This is a genomic window from Streptomyces sp. NPDC057287 (assembly GCF_042667905.1).
Lineage (GTDB): Bacteria > Actinomycetota > Actinomycetes > Streptomycetales > Streptomycetaceae > Streptomyces.
This window is the reverse complement of sequence record NZ_JBHUYV010000022.1, coordinates 86,369-107,326: the sequence shown is the minus strand read 5'-3', so window position 1 is coordinate 107,326 and position 20,958 is coordinate 86,369. Positions and strand designations below refer to the sequence as shown.

Sequence of the window (20,958 nt, the reverse complement as noted above, 5' to 3'; positions counted from 1 at the left end):
CCACTCCCGGCACCCCGCACGGACGCTCCGGCCCGTCAGGACACCGCGCGCTCCTCCGGCGGGGGAGCGGGTGCCGGACGCCGACGCGGCGGGAAGACCTCGGACGGCTTGGGCATGGGACGCTCGCCCGGCGCCGCCGGACGGGCCGGCTCGGCGGGCCGCGACGGGGTCCGGGGCCGCTCGGGCTCCTTGGCCGCCGCGAGGCCGCCGGGAAGGGCCAGCAGCCGACTGCGCGGCGCCGGGGCCGCGGCGGGCACCGCGCGACCGGCGAGGCGCGCCCGCACCGAGCGCTCGGCGAGCACCTGGCACCGCTCCAGGAGGGCCGCCGCGACCGGCCCGCCCCGCAGGGCGCGCAGAGCCGCGAGGTCGTCGGGGCGGGGGTCGTAACCGGCCGCGAGGGCGTCCTGGAGCATTTCCAGGTAGCCGCTGAGCGAGCCGGGGAGGGCGTCGCGGTAGCGGGCGAGGTCGGCGAGGAGGAAGGCGCGCAGCCGGCCCGCCTCGCTCACCACCTCGTCCACCGCGCCGGCGAGCCGCAGGCAGTCCTGGACATCCTCTTCCGGCAGGGGCGTGGGGTGGAGGGCGTTGGCGAGAGCACGTCGGAGCACCCGGAGCTCGTCCGCACTGAACGCCATGCCGCCGCGTGATCCATAGGGCGTGGGCATGACGCGACAATACGTGCTAAAGGGACAAAATCCGTTTAACTAACCGCTCGGCGGCGCGGCGTCGGGCGCCGCGCCGCCGGGTCGTTCCCGCAGGTGACCGGGGGCGTCCTACATCCGGGCGATGTTGCGCTCGTACACGAGGCGCAGCCCGATGAGCGTCAGCCAGGGTTCGTGCTCGTCGATGACGGAGGAGTCCTTCAACACCATCGGAGCAAGGCCGCCGGTCGCGATGACGGTCACCTCGTCGGGGTCGGCCGCCAGCTCCTTCTTCATCCGCTCGACCACACCGTCGATCTGGCCGGCGAAGCCGTACACGATGCCGGACTGCATGGCCTCGACGGTGTTCTTGCCGATCACGCTCCGGGGCCTCGCGAGCTCGATCTTGCGGAGCTGCGCCCCCTTCGCCCCGAGGGCCTCCACCGAGATCTCGATGCCGGGCGCGATCACCCCGCCCGCGTACTCGCCGCGCGCCGACACCGCGTCGAACGTGGTGGCCGTGCCCAGGTCGACGACGATGGCCGGGCCGCCGTAGAGCTCGACGGCGGCGACCGCGTTGACGATGCGGTCCGCGCCGACCTCCTTCGGGTTGTCCATCAGGACCGGCACACCCGTCTTGACGCCCGGTTCCACCAGGACCGCGGGCACATCGCCGTAGTAGCGGCGGGTCACCTCGCGGAGCTCGTGCAGGACGGCCGGGACGGTCGAGCAGATCGCGATGCCCTCGATCCCGTCGCCGAGCTCGACGCCGAGCAGCGGGTGCATGCCCATCAGGCCCTGGAGCAGCACGGCGAGCTCGTCGGCGGTGCGGCGGGAGTCGGTGGAGATCCGCCAGTGCTCGACGATCTCCTCCCCGTCGAAGAGGCCGAGGACCGTGTGCGAGTTGCCGACGTCGATGGTGAGCAGCATCAGGCGTCGGCCCCGTCGGTCGGCGCCGCGTCGCGGAAGTCCAGGCCGATGTCGAGGATCGGCGAGGAGTGCGTGAGCGCGCCGACGGCCAGGTAGTCGACGCCTGCCTCGGCGTAGGCGCGGGCGGTGTCGAGGGTGAGCCGGCCCGAGGACTCCAGCACCGCACGGCCGCCGACGAGGGCGACCGCCTCGGCGGTCGCCGTCGGGGTGAAGTTGTCCAGGAGGATCAGGTCGGCGCCCGCGTCGAGCACCTCGCGCACCTGCTCCAGGGTGTCGACCTCGACCTCGATCGCGAGCTCGGGGAACGCCTTCCTGACCCGCTGGAACGCCTCGGCCACGCCACCGGCCGCGATCACGTGGTTGTCCTTGACCAGCGCCGCGTCCACGAGCGACATCCGGTGGTTGACCCCGCCGCCGCAGCGCACCGCGTACTTCTCCAGCGCGCGCAGCCCCGGGGTGGTCTTACGGGTGTCGCGGACCGACGCCTTGGTTCCTTCGAGCACGTCGGCCCAGGCGCGGGTCGCGGTCGCGATGCCGGAGAGCCGGCAGAGCAGGTTGAGCGCACTGCGCTCACCGGTGAGCAGGTCACGCGTGCGGGTGGTGACGGTGAGGAGCTTCTGGCCGGGGGCGACACGGTCACCGTCCTCGACGTGGCGCTCGACCTCGAACTCGTCGGTACAGACGATGGACAGGACCGCCTCCGCGACGCGCAGACCGGCGACGACGCCCGCCTCACGCGCAATGAAGTCGCCGGTGGCGACGGAGTCCTCGGGGACGGTCGCCACGGTGGTGACGTCCTCGCCCCCGTCGAGGTCCTCCTCGATCGCGACGTGGGCGATGTCCTCGACCTGGACCGGGTCCAGTCCGGCCTCGGCCAGGAGCCGGGCGAGGGCGGGGTCGAGGCCGCACTCCAGACCGTCGGGGTCGTAGCCGTCACCGCAGCCGCAGCCGTCGCCGCAGCCCCCGGACGCGGCGGGTGCGCCGATGTGGATCAGCGGGACGTCCACAGGTGTGGGGCGCGGATTCTCTTCGGGCGTGCTCACGGTTACGGCTCCTCGGGGGCGTCGGCGGGGTCGGTGCGAAGGCTGGTGGGCGGTGCTGTGCCCGCGGGGTCCCCAGGGCCTCCGGGGCGTACGGGCGGGAACGCGGCACTGTCCGTCGTGCGGACGACGGGCTGCCGGTCCGCGGTGATGCGTACGACGAGGTGGCGGCGCCAGGCCGCGTCGTCGCGGTCGGGCCGGTCCTCGCGCCAGTGGCAGCCCCGGGTCTCCTCGCGCTCCCGGGCGGCGGCGACCAGGACCCTGGAGACGAGGAGCAGGTTGGTGGCCTCCCACGCCTCGACCCCCGGTACGGCGTCCTTGGGGCCGTCCTCCTCGGCGGCGGCGGCCTGGCGGAGCGCGTCCAGCTCCTCGGCCGCGGCGGCGAGGCTGTCGGCGGAGCGGACGACCCCGGCGCCCCTGGTCATGATCCGCTGGATCGCGGTCCGGGACTCCGCGGTGAGGAGCGGGACGGTGTGGGTCCCGGCGGGGTCGACCACGGGGCGGCTGCTCCGGGGCGTGGCCCCGGAGGGGGCGCCGGTCCCGCCCGTGGTGCCGATGATGTCGGCCGCGATGCGCTCGGCGAAGACCAGGCCCTCCAGGAGGGAGTTGGACGCCAGGCGGTTCGCGCCGTGCACACCCGTGCAGGCGACCTCTCCGCAGGCGTACAGGCCGGGCACCGTCGTACGGCCCGACAGGTCCGTACGCACGCCGCCCGAGGCGTAGTGCGCGGCGGGGGCCACCGGGATGGGCTGTGTGACGGGGTCGATGCCGTGGGTCCGGCAGGCCGCGAGGATCGTCGGGAAGCGCTGCTCCCACATCTCGGCGCCGAAGTGCCGGCCGTCGAGATACATGTGCTCGGTGCCCTGGAGGTGCATCTGGCGGGTGATGGCCTTGGCGACGATGTCGCGGGGCGCCAGCTCGGCGAGCTCGTGCTGCCCGAGCATGAAGCGGGTGCCGGACGCGTCGACGAGATGGGCGCCCTCGCCCCGTACCGCTTCGGAGACCAGCGGCTGCTGGCCCTCGGAGTCGGCGCCGAGAAACAGGACGGTCGGATGGAACTGGACGAATTCGAGGTCGGACACCTCCGCGCCCGCCCGCAGCGCGAGCGCCACTCCGTCGCCCGTGGAGACCGGCGGGTTGGTGGTGGCGGAGAAGACCTGGCCCATGCCGCCGGTGGCGAGCACGACCGCGGGGGCGTGGACGGCGCCGACGCCGTCGTGCTGGCCCTCGCCCATGACGTGCAGGGTGACGCCCTCGGCCCGGCCCTCGCCGTCCGTGAGCAGATCCAGGACCAGCGCGTTCTCGATGATGCGCAGGGCTGCCGAGCGGACCGCCTCGACCAGGGCGCGTGAGATCTCGGCGCCCGTCGCATCGCCGCCCGCGTGCGCGATGCGGCGGCGGTGGTGGCCGCCCTCGCGGGTCAGCGCGATCGCACCGGTGTCGGTGGTGTCGAAGTGCGCGCCGGTGTCGATCAGCCGGCGCACGGCGTCGGGGCCCTCGGTGACCAGGGCACGCACCGCCGCCTCGTCGCACAGCCCGACCCCGGCGACCAGGGTGTCGTCGAGGTGCTGTTCGGGGGTGTCGCCCTCGCCGAGCGCCGCGGCGATGCCGCCCTGCGCCCAGCGGGTGGAGCCGTCGTCGAGGCGGGCCTTGGTGACGACCACGGTCGCGAGACCGGCCGCGGCGCAGCGCAGCGCGGTGGTGAGACCGGCCACGCCCGAGCCGACCACGACGACGTCCGCGTCGATGGCCCAGCCGGGGGCGGGGGCGGTCAGCCGTATTCCGGTCACGTGAGGGCTCCGAGGGTCAGCGGGATGTTGTCGATCAGGCGGGTGGCTCCCACCCGTGCCGCGACGGCGAGGACCGCCTCGCCGCTCACGCGGCCGTCGGGGACCTCGGTGAAGTCCGCCGGGTCCACGAGCGCCACGTAGTCCAGGGTGAGCGGCACGGGTTCCCCGGCCGCCTCGTCCAGGACGGCGCGGGCGGCGGCCAGCACGGCGGAGGGTGCGACGGTCGGCCGGGCCAGCGCTACGGCCTCGGTGTCGGCGGCCGCGCGGGTCTCTCCGAGCCGGGTGAGCTCGGCGGCCCGGCCCTCGTGCTCCGGGGCCGTCCGGGCGCGGGCGTGCAGCGCCTGCTGGGCGGCCAGCCGGTCGCGGGCGGCGAACAGGGCCCTGGGCAGGGCCAGCGCGGTGTGCCTCTCCTCTGCGGAGAGGAAGCGGTTCCGGCTGGAGAGCGCGAGGCCGTCGGGGTCGCGGACGGTCGGTACCGCGACGATGTCGATGCCGAAGTTGAGGTCGCCCACCATGCGTCGGACCAGGGCCAGCTGCTGGGCGTCCTTCTGCCCGAAGAACGCGGCGTCCGGCCGGGTGAGGTGGAGGAGCTTGGCGACGACGGTGAGCATGCCGTCGAAGTGCCCGGGCCGGGAGGAGCCTTCCAGCCGCTCGCCCATGGGGCCCGCGGTGATCCTCACCTGGGGCTCGCCGCCGGGGTAGACCTCCTCGACGGCGGGAGCGAAGACCGCGTCGGCACCGGCCTCCGAGGCGACCGCGAGGTCGGCCTCCAGGGTGCGGGGGTAGCGGTCGAGGTCGGCGGCCTCGCCGAACTGGAGCGGGTTGACGAAGACGGTGACCACGACCTGGCCGCCGGGCCCCGCGGCGGCCCGTGCCGCGCGGATCAGGGTGGCGTGGCCGTCGTGGAGTGCGCCCATCGTCATCACGACGGCGCGGCGTGCCCCGGAGGCCCGGCCGAGGGCGTCCAGCTCCGCGGCGGAGCGCAGCAGGGCGGCGGGTGCGGTGGTCATCGCTTCTCCCCCGGTCCGGAACCGTCCGGGCCGTGTGTTCCGTTCGTACCGTTCACCGCGCCGGTGTCCGACAGGACGCCGAGGAGGTCCTCCGCGAACTCCGGCTTGAGCAGGCCTTGGTCCAGCGCCCGGTCGGCCGTGGCGCGGGCCATGGCGAGATATCCGGCCACCGTCTGCGGCGCGTGCGCGCGCAGCTCCCGGATGTGGGCGGACACCGTCCCCGCGTCGCCCCGGGCGACGGGGCCCGTCAGCGCCGCGTCGCCGGAGCGCAGGGCGTTGTCGAGCGCGGCTCCGAGCAGGGGCCCGAGCATCCGGTCGGGCGCCCCGACGCCTGCTTTGCCGAGCAGCTCCATGGACTGTGCGACGAGCGTGACCAGGTGGTTCGCGCCGAGGGCGAGTGCCGCGTGGTAGAGCGGCCTGGACTCCTCGGCGATCCACTCGGGCTCACCGCCCATCTCGATGACGAGCGCCTCGGCGGCGAGCCTGAGCTCCTCGGGGGCGGTGACCCCGAAGGAGCAGCCTGCCAGCCGCTGGACGTCGACCGAGCTGCCGGTGAAGGTCATCGCCGGATGCAGGGCGAGCGGGAGGGCGCCGGCCCGCAGCGCGGGGTCGAGCACCTTCGTCCCGTACCGCCCGGAGGTGTGGACGAGGAGCTGGCCCGGCCGCACGGCGCCGGTCTCGGCGAGGCCTTCGACCAGGCCGGGCAGCGCGTCGTCGGGGACGGTCAGCAGCACGAGCTCGGCGCGTGCCAGGACCTCGGCAGGTGTGACCAGGGGGACGTCGGGGAGCAGTGCGGCGGCCCGCCGCACGGATGCGTCGGAGACGCCCGACACCGCGACCGGGCGGTGCCCGGCGAGCTGCAGCGCGGCGGCGAGGGCGGGGCCGACCCGTCCCGCACCGACGACACCGACGGTGAGACGGGCGGGGCGGTCCCTCGCGTCGAGGGATTCCTTGGAAACTGATGCGTTCACGCGGCGACGGCCTTCCGTTCCAGTCCGCGGGGGGTACCGGACGATTCCTCTGCATGCTACGCCAGCGTTTCGCCACACCCCCAGACTGTCCACAGCCTGTGGATAACTTCTCACCACCAGGGAACCCGGGGTGGGCGGTGCCGGCGGTCCGGGTGATGATCGTCCCATGGGAGTCACCGATGAGCAGGAGCAGCGGAACCGCAGGCTGACCGCATGGCGGCGGTCCGGAAGGGCGCTGGCGCGGGCGTCCGCGGACCACACCCTGGCCGAGCGGCTCACCGCCCTGGCCGCAGACGCCGGCACGGTTCACGACCTGGGCGAGTGGACGGACGTGTACGGCGACGGGGTCGTCGCCGAGGTCGAGCGGCGCACCGCGGATCTGCTCGGCATGGAGGCCGCCGCGTTCTTCCCGACCGGGACGATGGCACAGCAGGTCGCGTTGCGGTGCTGGGCCGGGCGCACGGGCGATCCGGCCGTGGCGCTGCACCCGCTCTCCCACCCCGAGGTGCACGAACGCGGCGCCCTGACCGCGGTGAGCGGCCTGCGCACGGTGCATCCCACGAGCGCGCCCCGGCAGGCGACGGCGGACGAGATCCGGGACTTCCCCGAACCGTTCGGCACGCTGATGGTGGAGCTGCCGTTGCGCGACGCCGGCTTCGTCCTGCCCGCCTGGGAGGAGCTGGAGGCCGTCGTGGCGGCCGCCCGGGAGCGGGACGCGGTGGTGCATCTCGACGGGGCGCGCCTCTGGGAGTGCACGCCGCACTTCGGGCGTGGACTGCCGGAGATCGCGGCGCTCGCCGACAGTGTGTACGTGTCGTTCTACAAGTCCCTGGACGGGCTGTCCGGAGCGGTGCTCGCCGGCCCCGAGTCGCTGGTCGAGGAGGCGCGGACCTGGCGCCACCGGTACGGCGGCCAGGTCTTCCAGCAGTATCCGGCGGCCCTCTCCGCCCTGCTGGGCCTGGAGCGGGAGCTGCCCAGGCTGCCGTCGTACGTCGCGCACGCGAAGGTGGTCGCCGAGGCGCTGGCGGAGGGCTTCACCGACTCCGCCGTGCCGTGGTTCCGGGTACACCCGGAACCGCCGCACACCCACCAGTTCCAGGTCTGGCTGCCCTACACCGCGGAGGTGCTGGACGAGGCGTCGGTGCGCCTTGCGGAGGAGACGGGCGTGACCCTCTTCCGGCGCTGGTTCGCGGCTCCGGCGGGCCCGCCCGGACTCTCGTTCACCGAGGTCACGGTGGCGGCGCCGGGGCTGGAGTGGACGGCCCGGGACGTGACGGAGGCGGTGGCCGAGTTCGTGGCGCGGCTGGGATAGCGGCCGGGAAGGGGCGGCGGCTCAGGCGAGCGGCGGCCGGTGGGCGGCCGTCCAGGCGCGGATGCGCCTGCGGATGCCGCGCAGGACCTCACGGTCGTGGGAGCCGGGCAGCGGGGGCGGCACCTCACCGTGCTGCGCGGAGCGATAGCTGTCGAGCATGTGCTGCTGAACGATGTCCATGAATCCAGCGTGACCCCGTCCCGGCGGGTCCGCCCGCGGATTGACGGCCACCGTCAAACGGCGCCTGACCCCGGCCCCGCACCCCGCACTATGGAGGGGTGAGCGTGCACATCGACATCGCGGGCCTGCCCCCCGAGCGCATAGTTTTCGAGACCTCCCCCCTCGCCGAGCTGGGGCTCGCCCTGCATGCGCTCTCCGAGCCCGGGCACCACCCCGGCCTGCACGGCTGGACGACCGCTACCTCCGCCGCCCTGGAGCCGGACCTGGCGGACCGGCTGCTCGAGGCGGAGTTCCTGTGGCGGAACACCTTCTCCGACATCTTCATGCCGTTCGCCGGCGTCCGGGGCGGGGACGGCAGGACCGGCTCGACACTCGCCGAGGACCTGGACATCCTGGACAGGCTCGACGACGAGCGCTTCGTCTCGGCCGCCCTCGAGTTCACCTGTTCGAATCTGTACGACACGGGGGCGCCCTCTCCGCTCACCGACGCCGGGACACGGGCCCGGGCGCTCGAGATGGCGACGGCCCGGGGACCGAGGCAGCTGGACTTCACCCGGCAGCTGCTGGCCGCCCCCACCGCCGTACGCGCATGGGTCCGGCGCCTCTTCGAGGACTGCGACCAGGCCTTCTTCGCCGACACCTGGCGGCGCGCCGAGGTCCAGCTGGCCGCCGACGCCCGGCACAAGACCGAGCTGCTGCGGCGCAAGGGCATCGGCGCGGCCCTGGGCGCGGTCTCGGCGGCCCTGTCGCTCGACGAGGAGACCGGCAGGATCAGTGCCGACAAGCTGAGCACCGGCCGGACCGACGCCACGGGATCCGCCGCGGGCAGTGGTCTCACCCTCGTCCCGACCAGCTTCGGCTGGCCCCACCTGATGGTGCTGCACGCCCCCGGCTGGCGCCCGGTGATCCACTACCCGGTCCACCGCCCCGAGCTGCCCTCCCCCGCCTCCGTCGAGCTGCTCCAGCGCCGGCTGGAGGCGCTGGCGCACCCCGTGCGGATGCGGATCAGCCGGAACCTGGCCCGTTCCCCCTGCACCACGGGTGAACTCGCCGACTCGCTCGGGATCACGCCGCCCGAGGTCTCCCGCCATCTGTCGGCGCTCAAGAAGGCCGGCCTGGTCACCACCCGCCGGCGCGGCCGCTACGTCCTGCACTCCCTGGACCTGACGGTCGTGGCCCGCCTGGGCAGCGACTTCCTGGAGGGCGTCCTGCGGTGACCGGGGCGCCCTCCGGACGCGGGCCGAAGGACGGGGCGCGGGTCAGCCCGCTCCGCCACCGGCCCTGACGAGCCCCGTCTCGTAGGCGAGGACGACGACCTGGACGCGGTCGCGGAGTCCCAGCTTGGTGAGGATGCGGCCGACGTGGGTCTTGACGGTCGCCTCGGACAGCACCAGCCGCCCCGCGATCTCGCCGTTCGACAGGCCCTGGGCGACCAGCAGCATCACCTCGCGCTCGCGCTCGGTCAGCTTCTCGACGTGCTTGTGGTGCGGTTCCTTCTTGCCGCTCGGCAGCATGGGCGAGAACCGGTCGAGCAGCCTGCGGGTCGTGGACGGGGCCACGACGGCGTCGCCGCTGTGCACGGACCGGATGGCGGAGAGCAGTTCGCCGGGCGGCACGTCCTTGAGCATGAAGCCGCTGGCCCCCGCCTTCAGACCGGAGAACGCGTACTCGTCGAGATCGAACGTGGTCAGGATCAGCACCTTGGGCGGATCGGTCCGGGCGCAGATGCGCCGGGTCGCCTCGACACCGTCCAGTCGGGGCATGCGCACGTCCATCAGCACCACGTCGACGGCGGTCGCCCCCAGGACCTCGATGGCCTCGGCGCCGTCGCCCGCCTCCGCGACGACCTCCATGTCCGGCTGGGCGGCGAGCACCATCCGGAAACCGGTGCGCAGCAGCACCTGGTCGTCGACGAGCATTACGCGGATCGCCATGGGGGTGTCCCGTCCTTCTGTCACTGGTTGGCCGGCTTGAGCGGAAGCAGGGCGCTGATCCGGAAGCCGCCGCCCTGGCGCGGGCCCGCGTCCAGCGTGCCGCCGACCATGCCGACCCGCTCGCGCATGCCGATCATTCCCTGCCCCGCGCCGTCGGCCCCGCCGTCCTCGTAGAGCTCGTGCGGGGCGCCGCGGCCGTCGTCCTCGACCAGCAGGCCCAGCCCGTCGTCGAAGTAGACCAGCCGCACGCTCGCTCCGGCGCCCGGGCCGCCGTGCTTGCGGGTGTTGGTGAGGGCCTCCTGGACGATGCGGTACGCCGTCAGTTCGACCCCGCTCGGCAGCGGGCGCGGAGTGCCCTCGATCTTGAAGTCCACCGCGAGACCGGTCTCCCTCACCTTGCCGACGAGCTCCTCGATCTGCTCGACGTCGGGCTGGGGGACGTACTCCCCGCCCTCCTGGGAGTCGCCGGTCCTGAGCACTCCGAGCAGCCTCCGCATCTCGGCGAGCGCCTGGCGGCCGGTGCCGGAGATGGTCTCCAGGGCCTGCCGGGCCTGATCCGGAGACGCGTCCATGACATACGCCGCGCCGTCGGCCTGGACCACCATCACCGAGACGTTGTGCGCGACGACGTCGTGCAGTTCGCGGGCGATACGGGCCCGCTCGGCAGCCACGGCGACCTTGGACTGCGCCTCTCGCTCCCGCTCCAGCCGGGCGGCACGCTCCTCCAGCTGGCTGAAGTAGGCCCGCCGGGTGCGTACCGAGTCGCCGAGCACCCAGGCCAGGACGAACGGCACGGTCATGATGACGACGTAGCCGGCCGTCTGCACCCAGCCGCCCACGGGGGCTTCGTCGGGCCACCGCAGCCGGGACAGGCCGGCCGCGGTCAGGCTGCATCCGAGGGCGAGCCTGGACGCCCAGCGGTCCCCCACCGTGGCCACGGTGTACGTGATCACCAGCATGGCGAAGTCGGCCACACCGGGGCGCACCCCGAACAGCAGCTGGGCGAGCCCCATCAGGATCGCCAGCAGCAGCATCCTCTCCGGCGCGCGGCGGCGCAGCGCGACCACGGCGCACAGCCCGACGGCGATCGGCACGGCGGCGATGCGCTCCCGGCCGCCGCCGACCTGTCCGGCCACGATGGACACGCCGGAGAACCCGAGGAGGAGGACAGCCCAGAGGGTGTCGACGCCCGTCGGGTGTCTGCGGATGAAATCGTAGAAGCGCTGCACGTTACCCAGCGTAGGGACAGCTGATCGGTGCCCGGGTCAGCCGAAGGGCCGATCCGGGTCCTGGGACCGTACTCCCCAAGGTGGAGACTTGCCTACGTGACGTATGACTGGTGCCGCTGGCGCGAAGCCGCCGAGACCGCTTTGTACGGGGAAGAGGGGTTCTACCGGCGCCCGGAGGGCCCCGCGGGCCATTTCCGCACCTCGGTGCACGCCTCCCCCCTGTTCGCCACCGCCGTAGCCCGGCTGCTGGCCGGGACGGCACGGGAGCTGGGGACGGACTCGGTCGGGCTGGTGGATGTGGGAGCGGGCCGCGGCGAGCTGCTGACCGGCGTGCTGGCGGCGCTGCGGGACGGGTCCCTCGCTCCCGGCCTCACCGTGCGGGCGTACGCCGTGGAGGTCGCCCCGCGCCCGCCGGGTCTGGACCCGGCCGTCGAGTGGTGCGCCGAACCGCCCCGGGGCGTACGGGGGCTGCTGTTCGCCAACGAGTGGCTGGACAACGTCCCGACGGACATCGCCGAGGCCGACGCGGACGGAGTGCCCCGCTACGTCCTCGTACGGCGGGCCGACGGCGCCGAGCGGCTGGGTGATCCGGTGACCGGTGAGGACGCCCGGTGGCTGAGCCGCTGGTGGCCGCTGTCCCGGCCGGGGGACCGTGCGGAGATCGGCCGGCCGCGCGACGAGGCCTGGGCCGGGGCCGTCGCCTCGCTGGCCGGAGGCACCGCCGTGGCGGTGGACTACGCCCATGTACGGGAGGCCAGACCGCCGTTCGGGACGCTGACGGGGTTCAGGGGAGGCCGCGAGGTGCCACCCGTGCCCGACGGGAGCTGCGACCTGACCTCGCACGTGGCGCTGGACGCGTGCGCGGCCGCCGCGGGCGGCGGGGCCGAACTCCTGGACCAGCGGACGGCGCTGCGGGAGCTGGGCATCAGCGGTGAACGCCCGCCGCTGGCCGGGGCGTCGGCCGACCCGGCCGGCTATGTGCGGGCCCTCGCCTCGGCAGGTGAGGCGGCCGAGCTCACGGCGCGCGGCGGGCTGGGCGACTTCGGCTGGCTGCGGCAGCGGGTCCCGGATCGTGAAGGGGGATACTGTCCCGCATGACGGAGACGACGATCGGCATCGGCGGCGCGGCGGAGAGCACCGACATGGTGCTGAACATCGGTCCGCAGCACCCCTCCACCCACGGTGTGCTCCGGCTGCGGCTCGTCCTGGACGGCGAGCGGATCGAGCAGGCCGAGCCGGTCATCGGCTACATGCACCGTGGCGCCGAGAAGCTCTTCGAGGCGAGGGACTACCGGCAGATCATCATGCTCGCCAACCGCCACGACTGGCTGTCGGCGTTCTCCAACGAGCTCGGGGTCGTCATGGCCGTCGAGCGGATGCTCGGCATGGAGGTCCCGGAGCGCGCCGTCTGGACGAGGACGCTGCTGGCGGAGCTGAACCGGGTCCTCAACCACCTGATGTTCCTCGGCTCCTACCCCCTCGAACTCGGCGGGATCACCCCGATGTTCCACGCGTTCCGGGAGCGCGAGGAGCTCCAGGCCGTGATGGAGGAGGTCTCCGGCGGCCGGATGCACTACATGTTCAACCGGGTCGGCGGCCTCAAGGAGGACCTGCCCGCGGGCTGGCTCGGCAGGGCCAGGGACGCCGTGGCGTCGGTGCGCTCGCGGATGGACGTGTACGACCGGCTGGTCCTCGGCAACGAGATCTTCCGTGGCCGCACCCGCGGGGTGGGCGTGCTCTCCGCCGAGGCCGTGCACGCGTACGGGGTGTCCGGGCCGATCGCCCGCGCCTCCGGGGTCGATTTCGACCTGCGGCGCGACGAGCCGTACCTCGCCTACGGGGAGCTCGCGGACACGCTGAAGGTCGTGACCCGGACCGAGGGCGACTGCCTGGCCAGGTTCGAGTGCCTCCTGGAGCAGACGCACAACGCGCTGGACCTCGCCGACGCGTGCCTGGACCGGATGGCGGACCTGCCGCCGGGTCCCATCAACCAGCGGCTGCCCAAGGTGCTGAAGGCCCCGGAGGGCCACACCTACGCGTGGACCGAGAACCCGCTGGGCATCAACGGCTACTACCTGGTGTCCACGGGTGAGAAGACCCCGTACCGGCTGAAGCTGCGCTCCGCCTCGTTCAACAACATCCAGGCGCTCACCGAGCTGCTGCCGGGCACGCTCGTCGCCGACATGGTGGCGATCCTGGGCTCGCTGTTCTTCGTCGTCGGTGACATCGACAAGTAGCCCGGCCCGGCCGGCAGGGCTCCGTCGGCGGGCTCCCGCGGCGGCCTCCCGCGGCTACGAGGAGATCGCGCTCCGCAGCTCGACGACGTCCAGCTGCTCGGTCTCGTCGTGCGCCGTCAGGTCGATGACCTTCCCGACCGCGCGGTTCTCGGCCGTGCCCGTGCGGTGCGCCGCCAGCGCCTCCTCGCCCACCACGTCCGCGAGGTCCTCGTTCTGCACGGACTCGATCGCGGCGTCCGCCTTCGTGCCGAAGAAGTCGAAGCTTCCCTGCGGCACGAGGTGGCGGCGCGCCGCGGCGTACGGGACGACCGCGGACGCGGCCGGCACCGTACGGGGCGGACGTACGGCGGGGGACAGCTGCGGTGCGGGGATGGCGGCCTGGGGACGGCGGTGCTGGAGGTCACCCGCTCCGCCGACCGCCGCGTGCTTCCCCTTGGGGGCGCCGCCCTCCGTGTCCCGCTCCGCCGACCGCTCGGCGATGTCACGCCGCCTGGCCAGCTCAGCCGTGCGGCGGGCCTCCTGGAGGGCGGCGTTGCGCGCCAGGTCCTTCAGGGCCTGGGCGGCACGCACATAGGCGCCCGGGGTCGGCGTGGACCGCGCGGGCAGGAGCTCGCGCGGCGCGGACGCCTCGATGGCGAGCTGCCTGCGGCCCTCCAGCGCGCTGGCCCGCTCCGTCTCGGCGGTGGCGTACCGGCGCAGCAGTGCGGCGTGTTCGCCGCGCAGGCCGGCCAGCTCCACGCGCTTGCGGCGCAGCTTGGTCTCCAGCCGGGTGCGCAGTTCCCGTGATTCCTCGAGGTCCGCCTCGAGTTCGGCTATGCGCTCCTCGGTCTTCCACTCGTCACTGGCCCGGGCGCGGGTCAGCTCCGCCACGCGCAGCCCCGCCGCCCGGTCCCAGCTCCGCATCATGCAGGCGCCGGTGACCGCGGCGGCCGCCGTCACGGCCACCAGGGCGCGGAGGGCCAGAGGTTCCGCCAGGAGCCAGGCTCCGGCGGCACAGACGACCGGCGCTCCGGCCACCACGGCGGGAGGCAGGATTCTGTGCAGGGGCGGCGAATGGCGGTGGCGTCCTCGTGGCATGGCCCGAAATTTACCGTGCGTACGAGTCACTTGGGAGGCCGCCCGGCAATCTGTTCCCCGCCGGTTACCTGGCCGGGCCCGGACGACCTCTCAAGTGCCCCTTCCGGACGCCTTTTTACTTCTTGATCAGACCCTTCGACCGGAGATAGTCCCCGGCTGCGTCCGCGGGCTTGGCGCGCTCCGCGTCGACCTTGCGGTTCAGTTCCGCGAGGTCCTCGGTGGTGAGTGCCTCGGTCAGCTTCCCGAGCGCCTCGGCGATCTCCGGAGCACCCGCGTCCTTGGCATTCAGTACCGGAAGGACGTTGTCCGCATTCTGCAGCTTCTTGTCGTCCTCGAGGAACACCAGGCCGTAGGTGTCGAGCACCGCGTCCGTGGTGGTGGTGAGGACCAGCTGGTCCTTGCCGTCCTTGACTGCCTGCTTGGACTGCGGGGTGCCGACGCCCTTGGGGTCGATCCCCGTGACGTCGATGCCGTACGTCTTCTTCAGTCCGGGCGCGCAGAAGGGGCGCACCTCGCACTCGTCGCCCGCCGCGATCTTCACCTTGATCTTCGAGGCGCCGAGATCGGAAAGCGTCTCGAGGCTGTTCTTCTCGGCGAATTCCTTCGAGACCGCGAAGGCGTTCTGGTCGACCGCCCCGCCGGCCGGGAGGACCTTCAGCCCGAGCGGGCCGGCGAGCTTCTCGAGAGCCGTGACGGTCGCCGCCACGTCACCCGAGGCGACCGGCTTCTTCTCCGCCTCCTGCGCCCCGTTGACCTTGGCGTTGAGGAATTCCGCGAGCGTCGCCGCGTATTCCGGGACGACGTCGATCTCGCCCTTCTCCAGGGAGGGCTCGTACAGCTCGCGGTTCTTCACCGTGGTGATCGAGGTGTCGTATCCGGCGTCGCCCAGGATCTGGGCGTACAGCTCGGCGAGCACCTTGGACTCGGTGAATCCGGCGGCGCCCACGACGAGCGAGCCCTTCTTGGAGTCGGCGCCGGCGCCCTTGTCCGAGCCGCCCTCCTTCTCCAGGCTGTCGCCGCCGCAGGCGGCGAGCGATCCTGCCAGCGCGACCGCGCCGATGACCGCACCCGCTATGCGCGAGGTCCTGCTCATGTTGTTCTCCGTCCGAGAAAAATGATGTGCACAGTCCGAAAAAGTCCGCTCGCTCATACCGTCCGGCGGCGGCGCAGGGGTGACAGCAGACAGTCCAGCGCCACGAGGACGCCTTCCACCACCAGGGCCAGGAGGGCGACCAGCACGGCGCCCGCGAAGACCTGCGCGGTGTCGTAGGTGTTGAAACCGGCGGTGATGATCCGGCCCAGTCCGCCGAGGCCCACCATCGCCGCGATCGAGGCGGTGGCGATGACCTGGACGGCGGCGGACCGGAGGCCGGTCATGATCATCGGGTAGGCGAGCGGGAGCTCGACCCGGACGAAGAGCTGTCCGCCGGACATCCCCATGCCCCGCGCGGCCTCCAGAACCGACCGGTCCACCTCCGTCATCCCGACGTAGGCGTTGGTCAGCAGTGGAGGCACGGCGAACAGCACCAGTGCGATGACCGTGGGCAGATAGCCGGAGTTCCTCAGGGGCGTCATCATGAAGAGGGCCAGCACCGCGAACACCGGGACCGCCCGACCCACGTTGGAGATGTTGACGGCGAGCCCGCCGCCCTTCCCCACGTGCCCGAGATACAGCGCGACGGGCAGGGCGATGACGCAGGCCGCCGCGAGGGCGATCCCGCTGACGTACAGATGCTCGGCCAGGCGGTGTGCCGCCCCGCCGTCCCCCGACCAGTTGGCGCCGGTGGTGAGCCAGACCCATGCCTCTTCGACGACTCCCATGGATCAGCCCGCCTCCGTCTTCGCGATGCCCGCACCGGCGGATGCCACGGCGGGCGTCCGTATCCGGGTCCAGGGCGTGAGCAGGCGCTGAACGCCGAGCAGGAGCAGGTCCGCGGCCACCGCGAGGAGCACGCAGAGCACGGACGCGGTGAGTACCTGCGCCTTGAAGAAGCTGGGCAGGGCGTCCTCGATCAGATTGCCGAGCCCGCCCTTGCCGACGAGGGAGCCGACCGTGGTCAGCGCGACCGTCGACACCGTGGCGATGCGCAGTCCCGCCATGAGCGCGGGCAGGGCGAGGGGGAGTTCGACCTCCCAGAGAAGCCGGACGGGTCCGTAGCCCATGCCCCTCGCGGCTTCCCTGGCCTCCTGCGGGACCGCTTCGAGGCCCGCCAGGATGTTGCGCACGAGAATCGTCAGCGAGTAGAGCACCAGGCCGGTGACGACCAGCGCCGCCGACAGTCCGAAGAACGGCAGCAGCAGCGAGAACATCGCGAGCGACGGCACGGTGTAGAGCACTGTGGTCAGGCCGAGCACCGGCCCCGCGAAATGCCGGCCGCGGCGCGCGAGCAGCGCCAGCGGAAATGCCACCGCGAGCCCGATCAGCACGGAGAGCACGGTGATCCAGACGTGCTGGACGGTCGCTTCGGTCAACTCGTGGCTGCGGGAGCGCAGATACTCTCCGCAGATCCAGTCGTTCGCCACCAGGCAGTTCTGCTCGGCCATCCGCCCCCACCTCCTGTTTGCCCTCGCGATGCCGCCCAGGGTCCGGTCCAGGGTGACCCTATCCTCGACCACCGACAATCGCCGAGGCTGTCGTATTCCGGCAACATGGCCTTCACAGAACCCGCGTCACAATGGGGAATCATGATCCGTTTCGAGCACGTCACCAAGCGGTACGCGGACGGCACCACCGCCGTCGACGACCTTTCCTTCGAGGTCGCCGAGGGTGAACTGGTCACGCTCGTCGGGCCTTCCGGATGCGGCAAGACGACCACCATGAAAATGGTGAACCGCCTCATCGAACCGACCGACGGCCGGATATTCCTCGACGGGGACGACATATCCGCCATCGACCCCGTCCAGCTCCGGCGCCGTATCGGCTATGTCATCCAGCAGGTCGGTCTCTTCCCCCACAAAACGGTCCTGGAGAACACGGCCACCGTTCCCCATCTCCTCGGCTGGGGAAGGGAAAAGGGCAGGAAACGAGCCGCCGAACTGCTCGATCTCGTCGGACTGGATCCTTCCGTTTATGGCGGCCGCTATCCCGAGCAGCTTTCGGGCGGCCAGCGCCAACGGGTCGGCGTGGCCCGCGCCCTGGCCGCCGATCCACCGGTCCTGCTGATGGACGAGCCTTTCGGCGCGGTGGACCCGGTCGTACGGGAAAGGCTCCAGAACGAATTCCTGAAACTGCAGGCGCAGGTGCGCAAGACCGTGCTGTTCGTCACCCATGACATCGAGGAGGCCGTCCGGCTCGGCGACCGCATCGCGGTGTACGGGCAGGGCCGCATCGAGCAGTTCGACACCCCGGCCACGGTGCTCGGGGCTCCGGCCACGCCGTACGTCGCCGACTTCGTCGGGGCGGACCGCGGCCTGAAGAGGCTCTCGGTGACACCCATCGAGGAGAGCGATCTGGACCAGCCGCCGGTCGTCCACCTCGACGATCCGCTGGCGGTGGCGACCGAGCGGCTGCGGGCCGACGGTGCGCGGTGGGCGGTCGTCCTGGACGGCCAGGACAATCTGCACGGCTGGATCACCGCCGGCGGCGGAGGGGCGGCGGGGGGCACGGTCCGCGAGCACGCCCGGCGCATGGAGGCGTGGCTCCCGCTCGGCGCGCCGCTCAAGCAGGCCTTCGCCACGATGCTGCAGCACGACGCGGGCTGGATCGCCGTCATCGACAAGGAGGGCACCGGCCGCTTCCTCGGCGTGCTCACCCCTGCCCGGCTCCACGAGGCGCTGCGCCGCTCGATCGACGCGGACGCGCAGGACGTCCCGCGCGCCGAGGTCGCCGTCGAGACCGTGGCAGGTGTCGGCTCACCCTGAAGGCCCCTTGCACCGGACGGCACGAGCGCGGAGCGCGTGAGGACCCCGGCGGGCCCCACCCGGCGGGGTCCGCGCCCTCCGGAGGGCGGGCCCCCCGGGGCGGTGCCCCCTCGGGCGACGGATCAGGTGGCGGATCAGGTCAGGGCCACCACGCCGACGCGGCCCGGCCTCCCCCTTCCCGGGCCTAGGCTGGGTCGCATGAGTACGTTGCGAGGACGGGGCACGGTACGGGGTCTGCCGGAGTGGGACCGCTGTGCGGTCATGGGGGTCGTCAATGTGACGCCCGACTCCTTCTCCGACGGGGGCCACTGGTTCGACACCACGGCGGCGATCAAGCACGGCCTCGAACTGGTGGCCGAAGGGGCGGACCTGATCGACGTCGGCGGTGAGTCGACCCGCCCGGGCGCGAGCAGGGTGGACGAGGCCGAGGAGCTGCGACGGGTGATCCCCGTCGTGCGGGGGCTGGCCTCCGAGGGCGTCACCGTCTCCGTGGACACCATGCGGGCGGGCGTCGCCGCGCAGTCCGTCGCCGCCGGCGCGGCCCTGGTCAACGACGTGAGCGGCGGCCTCGCCGACCCGTCCATGATCCCGGTCGTCGCCGACGCGGGGGTGCCGTTCGTCGTCATGCACTGGCGCGGTTTCAGCGAGACGATGAACAGCCGGGCGGTGTACGCGGACGTCGTCGGCGAGGTCGTCACGGAGCTCCGGGAGCGCATGGAGGCCGTGATCGAGGGCGGTGTGGACCCCGAGAAGCTGGTGATCGACCCGGGGCTCGGCTTCGCCAAGGACGCGGCCCAAGACCTCGCACTCGTCGCCCACCTCGACCGCCTGGGGGATCTGGGCAGGCCGCTGCTCGTCGCCGCCTCACGAAAGCGGTTCCTCGGACATGTCCTGGCCGGCCGGGACGCCGCCCCGCCGCCCGCCCGTGAGCGTGACGCCGCGACGGCCGCGATCTCCGCCCTCTCGGCAGCCGCAGGCGCCTGGGCGGTCCGGGTGCACGCGGTACGGCCGACCGCGGACGCGGTGCGGGTCGCCCGCGCCGTCGAGGGAGCCGCGTGAGCGCCGCGCGCGACGAGCACGAGGAGGCCGCCGCCGACATCGCGGCGGTCGAGCAGGCCAACACCGCCTTCTACGAGGCGATGGAACGCGGCGACCTCGACGGGCTCTCCGGCCTGTGGCTGCCCGGCGAGGACCTCACGGTCTCCTGTGTCCACCCCGGCTGGCCGGTGCTCACCGGCCGTGGCGAGGTGCTGCGGAGCTATGCGCTGATCATGGCGAACACCGAGTACATCCAGTTCTTCCTGACCGATGTCGGGGTCGCGATGACCGGTGACACCGCCCTGGTGACCTGTACCGAGAACATCCTCAGCGGTGGTCCGGCCGAGGACGGGAACGCGCTCGGCCCGCTCGTCGGACAGCTCGTCGTCGCCACCAATGTGTTCCGGCGCACACCGGAGGGCTGGAAGCTCTGGTCCCACCACGGTTCCCCCGTACTGGCCGAAACCGGCGAGGAAGAGGACGAAGAGCCGACCGTCTGAGCGGACGGAGGAGGCAGCGGGATTGGGCCCCCCGATCACGGGGTATACGCGGCTACCAACCCCCTGCCGGGCTGCTCCGCGCCCCCGCGGGCGGGAGCTGTCGGTGCTCGCGGGTAGATTCGAAAGACGGCACTTCACCGCCCGCACGCGGCCGGGTGCCATCAGAGACGACGAACAGCAGGAGTGATTCGCGTGGATCGTGTCGCGCTGCGCGGCCTCAAGGCCCGTGGGCACCACGGTGTCTTCCCCAAGGAACGGGAAGAGGGCCAGACCTTCATCGTGGACCTGGTGCTCGGCCTCGACACCCGCCCCGCGGCAGCCGCCGACGACCTGTCGAAGACCGTCCACTACGGCGTGGTCGCGGAGGAGGTCGTCGATGTCGTCAAGGGTGAGCCGGTGGACCTGATCGAGACCCTCGCGGAACGCATCGCGCAGCAGTGCCTCAAGCACGACGGGGTCCAGGAGGTCGAGGTCGTCGTCCACAAGCCGGACGCCCCGATCACCGTCCCCTTCGACGACGTGACCATCACCATCACCCGGAGCCGAGCATGACTGCATTTTCCACCGAGGGGCAGAGCGACCCGACCGTACAGCCGGTTCCCGCAGCAGTGGTCGAGCAGGTCGACGCGGCGGACGTCACCCTCTCCAACCCCAAACGCGCCGTGATCTCCCTCGGCTCGAACCTCGGCAACCGCCTGGAGACGCTCCAGGGCGCCATCGACGCCCTGGAGGACACCCCCGGCCTCCGGGTCAAGGCCGTCTCCCCGGTCTACGAGACGGAGCCCTGGGGCGTCGACCCGGGCACCCAGCCGTCGTACTTCAACGCGGTGATCGTCGTGAAGACGACCCTGCCCCCGTCCTCCCTGCTGGAGCGCGGCCAGGCCATCGAAGAGGCGTTCGACCGGGTCCGCGAGGAGCGCTGGGGTCCGCGCACCATCGACGTCGACATCGTGTCGTACGCCGATGTGGTCTCCGAGGACCCCCTGCTGACCCTTCCGCACCCGCGCGCCCGTGAGCGCGCCTTCGTGCTCGCCCCCTGGCACGACGTGGACCCGGAGGCACAGCTGCCCGGCGTCGGCTCCGTGGCCGACCTGCTGGTCGGTGTGGGCCGCGACGGAGTGCTTCCCCGGCCCGACCTGGAACTCCGCCTCCCCGAGTAGTCGTTAGGCTCAAGGACGACCCACCACGGGCGAACGACACGGGCAACGGCG

22 protein-coding genes are annotated in these 20,958 nt (G+C 72.6%); 9 read left to right on the top strand and 13 right to left on the bottom strand.

Annotated features, from left to right (window positions below):
- Positions 1-35: 35 nt before the first annotated feature.
- From ACFUNE_RS32490 to ACFUNE_RS32465, 6 genes are all read right to left on the bottom strand, one after another.
- On the bottom strand, positions 36-632 hold the full coding sequence (locus ACFUNE_RS32490; RefSeq protein WP_383575487.1) for a hypothetical protein: 597 nt from the start codon (positions 630-632) through the stop codon (positions 36-38).
- A gap of 138 nt (positions 633-770) precedes the next feature.
- Positions 771-1,568, bottom strand: coding sequence for a type III pantothenate kinase (locus ACFUNE_RS32485; RefSeq protein WP_329230139.1), 798 nt, complete (start codon positions 1,566-1,568; stop codon positions 771-773).
- Entirely contained in the window at positions 1,568-2,611 is a 1,044-nt protein-coding gene (nadC, locus tag ACFUNE_RS32480) for a carboxylating nicotinate-nucleotide diphosphorylase (RefSeq protein ID WP_383575424.1), read from the bottom strand. The genes ACFUNE_RS32485 and nadC overlap by 1 nt, the downstream gene beginning before the upstream one ends.
- Positions 2,612-2,613: 2 nt before the next feature.
- Positions 2,614-4,398 (bottom strand): L-aspartate oxidase, encoded by a 1,785-nt coding sequence (locus ACFUNE_RS32475; RefSeq protein WP_383575422.1) that lies wholly within the window; start codon positions 4,396-4,398, stop codon positions 2,614-2,616.
- A complete protein-coding gene (panC, locus tag ACFUNE_RS32470; protein ID WP_383575420.1) occupies positions 4,395-5,408 on the bottom strand; it encodes a pantoate--beta-alanine ligase in 1,014 nt (337 codons plus the stop codon). The genes ACFUNE_RS32475 and panC overlap by 4 nt, the downstream gene beginning before the upstream one ends.
- Positions 5,405-6,379: a Rossmann-like and DUF2520 domain-containing protein gene (locus ACFUNE_RS32465; protein ID WP_383575419.1), complete on the bottom strand. Its 975-nt coding sequence runs from the start codon at positions 6,377-6,379 to the stop codon at positions 5,405-5,407. The genes panC and ACFUNE_RS32465 overlap by 4 nt, the downstream gene beginning before the upstream one ends.
- Before the next feature lie 166 nt (positions 6,380-6,545).
- Here ACFUNE_RS32465 and ACFUNE_RS32460 point away from each other — a divergent pair, with 166 nt between their 5' ends.
- Positions 6,546-7,691, top strand: coding sequence for a threonine aldolase family protein (locus ACFUNE_RS32460; RefSeq protein WP_383575417.1), 1,146 nt, complete (start codon positions 6,546-6,548; stop codon positions 7,689-7,691).
- A 21-nt stretch (positions 7,692-7,712) separates the two neighbouring features.
- Here the strand turns inward: ACFUNE_RS32460 and ACFUNE_RS32455 are convergent, their stop codons facing one another.
- Positions 7,713-7,871 carry a hypothetical protein gene (locus tag ACFUNE_RS32455; RefSeq protein WP_383575415.1) on the bottom strand — a complete coding sequence of 53 codons (159 nt, stop codon included), beginning with the start codon at positions 7,869-7,871 and terminating at the stop codon, positions 7,713-7,715.
- Between the two features lie 104 nt (positions 7,872-7,975).
- Here ACFUNE_RS32455 and ACFUNE_RS32450 point away from each other — a divergent pair, with 104 nt between their 5' ends.
- Positions 7,976-9,088: a DUF5937 family protein gene (locus tag ACFUNE_RS32450; RefSeq protein WP_383575485.1), complete on the top strand. Its 1,113-nt coding sequence runs from the start codon at positions 7,976-7,978 to the stop codon at positions 9,086-9,088.
- A gap of 42 nt (positions 9,089-9,130) precedes the next feature.
- Here the strand turns inward: ACFUNE_RS32450 and ACFUNE_RS32445 are convergent, their stop codons facing one another.
- Both ACFUNE_RS32445 and ACFUNE_RS32440 read right to left on the bottom strand, forming a co-directional pair.
- Positions 9,131-9,805 (bottom strand): response regulator, encoded by a 675-nt coding sequence (locus ACFUNE_RS32445; protein ID WP_383575413.1) that lies wholly within the window; start codon positions 9,803-9,805, stop codon positions 9,131-9,133.
- A gap of 20 nt (positions 9,806-9,825) precedes the next feature.
- Complete coding sequence (locus ACFUNE_RS32440) at positions 9,826-11,034, bottom strand: sensor histidine kinase (RefSeq protein WP_383575411.1); 1,209 nt, start codon at positions 11,032-11,034, stop codon at positions 9,826-9,828.
- 96 nt (positions 11,035-11,130) lie between these two features.
- On the opposite strand from ACFUNE_RS32440, the gene ACFUNE_RS32435 reads away from it, so the two are divergent.
- Both ACFUNE_RS32435 and ACFUNE_RS32430 read left to right on the top strand, forming a co-directional pair.
- Complete coding sequence (locus tag ACFUNE_RS32435) at positions 11,131-12,132, top strand: SAM-dependent methyltransferase (RefSeq protein ID WP_383575409.1); 1,002 nt, start codon at positions 11,131-11,133, stop codon at positions 12,130-12,132.
- Positions 12,129-13,271 carry an NADH-quinone oxidoreductase subunit D gene (locus tag ACFUNE_RS32430; RefSeq protein ID WP_383575407.1) on the top strand — a complete coding sequence of 381 codons (1,143 nt, stop codon included), beginning with the start codon at positions 12,129-12,131 and terminating at the stop codon, positions 13,269-13,271. The genes ACFUNE_RS32435 and ACFUNE_RS32430 overlap by 4 nt, the downstream gene beginning before the upstream one ends.
- A gap of 54 nt (positions 13,272-13,325) precedes the next feature.
- Here ACFUNE_RS32430 and ACFUNE_RS32425 read toward each other — a convergent pair whose 3' ends face one another.
- From ACFUNE_RS32425 to ACFUNE_RS32410, 4 genes are all read right to left on the bottom strand, one after another.
- The gene (locus ACFUNE_RS32425; protein WP_383575405.1) at positions 13,326-14,348 is read right to left on the bottom strand and encodes a hypothetical protein; all 1,023 of its coding nucleotides are present in this window, start codon (positions 14,346-14,348) and stop codon (positions 13,326-13,328) included.
- Between the two features lie 115 nt (positions 14,349-14,463).
- Positions 14,464-15,441 (bottom strand): glycine betaine ABC transporter substrate-binding protein, encoded by a 978-nt coding sequence (locus tag ACFUNE_RS32420; RefSeq protein ID WP_383575403.1) that lies wholly within the window; start codon positions 15,439-15,441, stop codon positions 14,464-14,466.
- A 53-nt stretch (positions 15,442-15,494) separates the two neighbouring features.
- Positions 15,495-16,169, bottom strand: a complete 675-nt coding sequence (locus ACFUNE_RS32415; RefSeq protein ID WP_383575401.1) for an ABC transporter permease — start codon at positions 16,167-16,169, stop codon at positions 15,495-15,497.
- A gap of 3 nt (positions 16,170-16,172) precedes the next feature.
- The gene (locus ACFUNE_RS32410; RefSeq protein WP_383575399.1) at positions 16,173-16,892 is read right to left on the bottom strand and encodes an ABC transporter permease; all 720 of its coding nucleotides are present in this window, start codon (positions 16,890-16,892) and stop codon (positions 16,173-16,175) included.
- 141 nt (positions 16,893-17,033) lie between these two features.
- On the opposite strand from ACFUNE_RS32410, the gene ACFUNE_RS32405 reads away from it, so the two are divergent.
- The 5 genes from ACFUNE_RS32405 (at position 17,034) to folK (ending at position 20,907) form a co-directional block, all read left to right on the top strand.
- Positions 17,034-18,209: an ABC transporter ATP-binding protein gene (locus tag ACFUNE_RS32405; protein WP_383575397.1), complete on the top strand. Its 1,176-nt coding sequence runs from the start codon at positions 17,034-17,036 to the stop codon at positions 18,207-18,209.
- Positions 18,210-18,407: 198 nt separating this feature from the next.
- A complete protein-coding gene (gene folP / locus ACFUNE_RS32400) occupies positions 18,408-19,268 on the top strand; it encodes a dihydropteroate synthase (RefSeq protein ID WP_383575395.1) in 861 nt (286 codons plus the stop codon).
- Complete coding sequence (locus ACFUNE_RS32395; RefSeq protein WP_383575393.1) at positions 19,265-19,747, top strand: nuclear transport factor 2 family protein; 483 nt, start codon at positions 19,265-19,267, stop codon at positions 19,745-19,747. Before folP ends, ACFUNE_RS32395 begins: the two co-directional genes overlap by 4 nt.
- A 192-nt stretch (positions 19,748-19,939) precedes the next feature.
- The gene (gene folB / locus ACFUNE_RS32390; RefSeq protein ID WP_383575392.1) at positions 19,940-20,299 is read left to right on the top strand and encodes a dihydroneopterin aldolase; all 360 of its coding nucleotides are present in this window, start codon (positions 19,940-19,942) and stop codon (positions 20,297-20,299) included.
- On the top strand, positions 20,296-20,907 hold the full coding sequence (gene folK / locus ACFUNE_RS32385) for a 2-amino-4-hydroxy-6-hydroxymethyldihydropteridine diphosphokinase (RefSeq protein WP_383575390.1): 612 nt from the start codon (positions 20,296-20,298) through the stop codon (positions 20,905-20,907). Before folB ends, folK begins: the two co-directional genes overlap by 4 nt.
- Positions 20,908-20,958 lie beyond the last annotated feature (51 nt).

What these genes read in the sequence shown, in the direction of transcription:
- ACFUNE_RS32490 (WP_383575487.1), bottom strand. Translation starts at nt 632, where the DNA reads ATGGCGTTCAGTGCGGACGAGCTCCGGGTGCTCCGACGTGCTCTCGCC.
- ACFUNE_RS32445 (WP_383575413.1), bottom strand. Translation starts at nt 9,805, where the DNA reads ATGGCGATCCGCGTAATGCTCGTCGACGACCAGGTGCTGCTGCGCACC.
- ACFUNE_RS32420 (WP_383575403.1), bottom strand. Translation starts at nt 15,441, where the DNA reads ATGAGCAGGACCTCGCGCATAGCGGGTGCGGTCATCGGCGCGGTCGCG.
- ACFUNE_RS32485 (WP_329230139.1), bottom strand. Translation starts at nt 1,568, where the DNA reads ATGCTGCTCACCATCGACGTCGGCAACTCGCACACGGTCCTCGGCCTC.
- ACFUNE_RS32415 (WP_383575401.1), bottom strand. Translation starts at nt 16,169, where the DNA reads ATGGGAGTCGTCGAAGAGGCATGGGTCTGGCTCACCACCGGCGCCAAC.
- folP (WP_383575395.1), top strand. Translation starts at nt 18,408, where the DNA reads ATGAGTACGTTGCGAGGACGGGGCACGGTACGGGGTCTGCCGGAGTGG.
- ACFUNE_RS32430 (WP_383575407.1), top strand. Translation starts at nt 12,129, where the DNA reads ATGACGGAGACGACGATCGGCATCGGCGGCGCGGCGGAGAGCACCGAC.
- panC (WP_383575420.1), bottom strand. Translation starts at nt 5,408, where the DNA reads ATGACCACCGCACCCGCCGCCCTGCTGCGCTCCGCCGCGGAGCTGGAC.
- ACFUNE_RS32410 (WP_383575399.1), bottom strand. Translation starts at nt 16,892, where the DNA reads ATGGCCGAGCAGAACTGCCTGGTGGCGAACGACTGGATCTGCGGAGAG.
- folK (WP_383575390.1), top strand. Translation starts at nt 20,296, where the DNA reads ATGACTGCATTTTCCACCGAGGGGCAGAGCGACCCGACCGTACAGCCG.
- ACFUNE_RS32455 (WP_383575415.1), bottom strand. Translation starts at nt 7,871, where the DNA reads ATGGACATCGTTCAGCAGCACATGCTCGACAGCTATCGCTCCGCGCAG.
- ACFUNE_RS32425 (WP_383575405.1), bottom strand. Translation starts at nt 14,348, where the DNA reads ATGCCACGAGGACGCCACCGCCATTCGCCGCCCCTGCACAGAATCCTG.
- ACFUNE_RS32405 (WP_383575397.1), top strand. Translation starts at nt 17,034, where the DNA reads ATGATCCGTTTCGAGCACGTCACCAAGCGGTACGCGGACGGCACCACC.
- ACFUNE_RS32460 (WP_383575417.1), top strand. Translation starts at nt 6,546, where the DNA reads ATGGGAGTCACCGATGAGCAGGAGCAGCGGAACCGCAGGCTGACCGCA.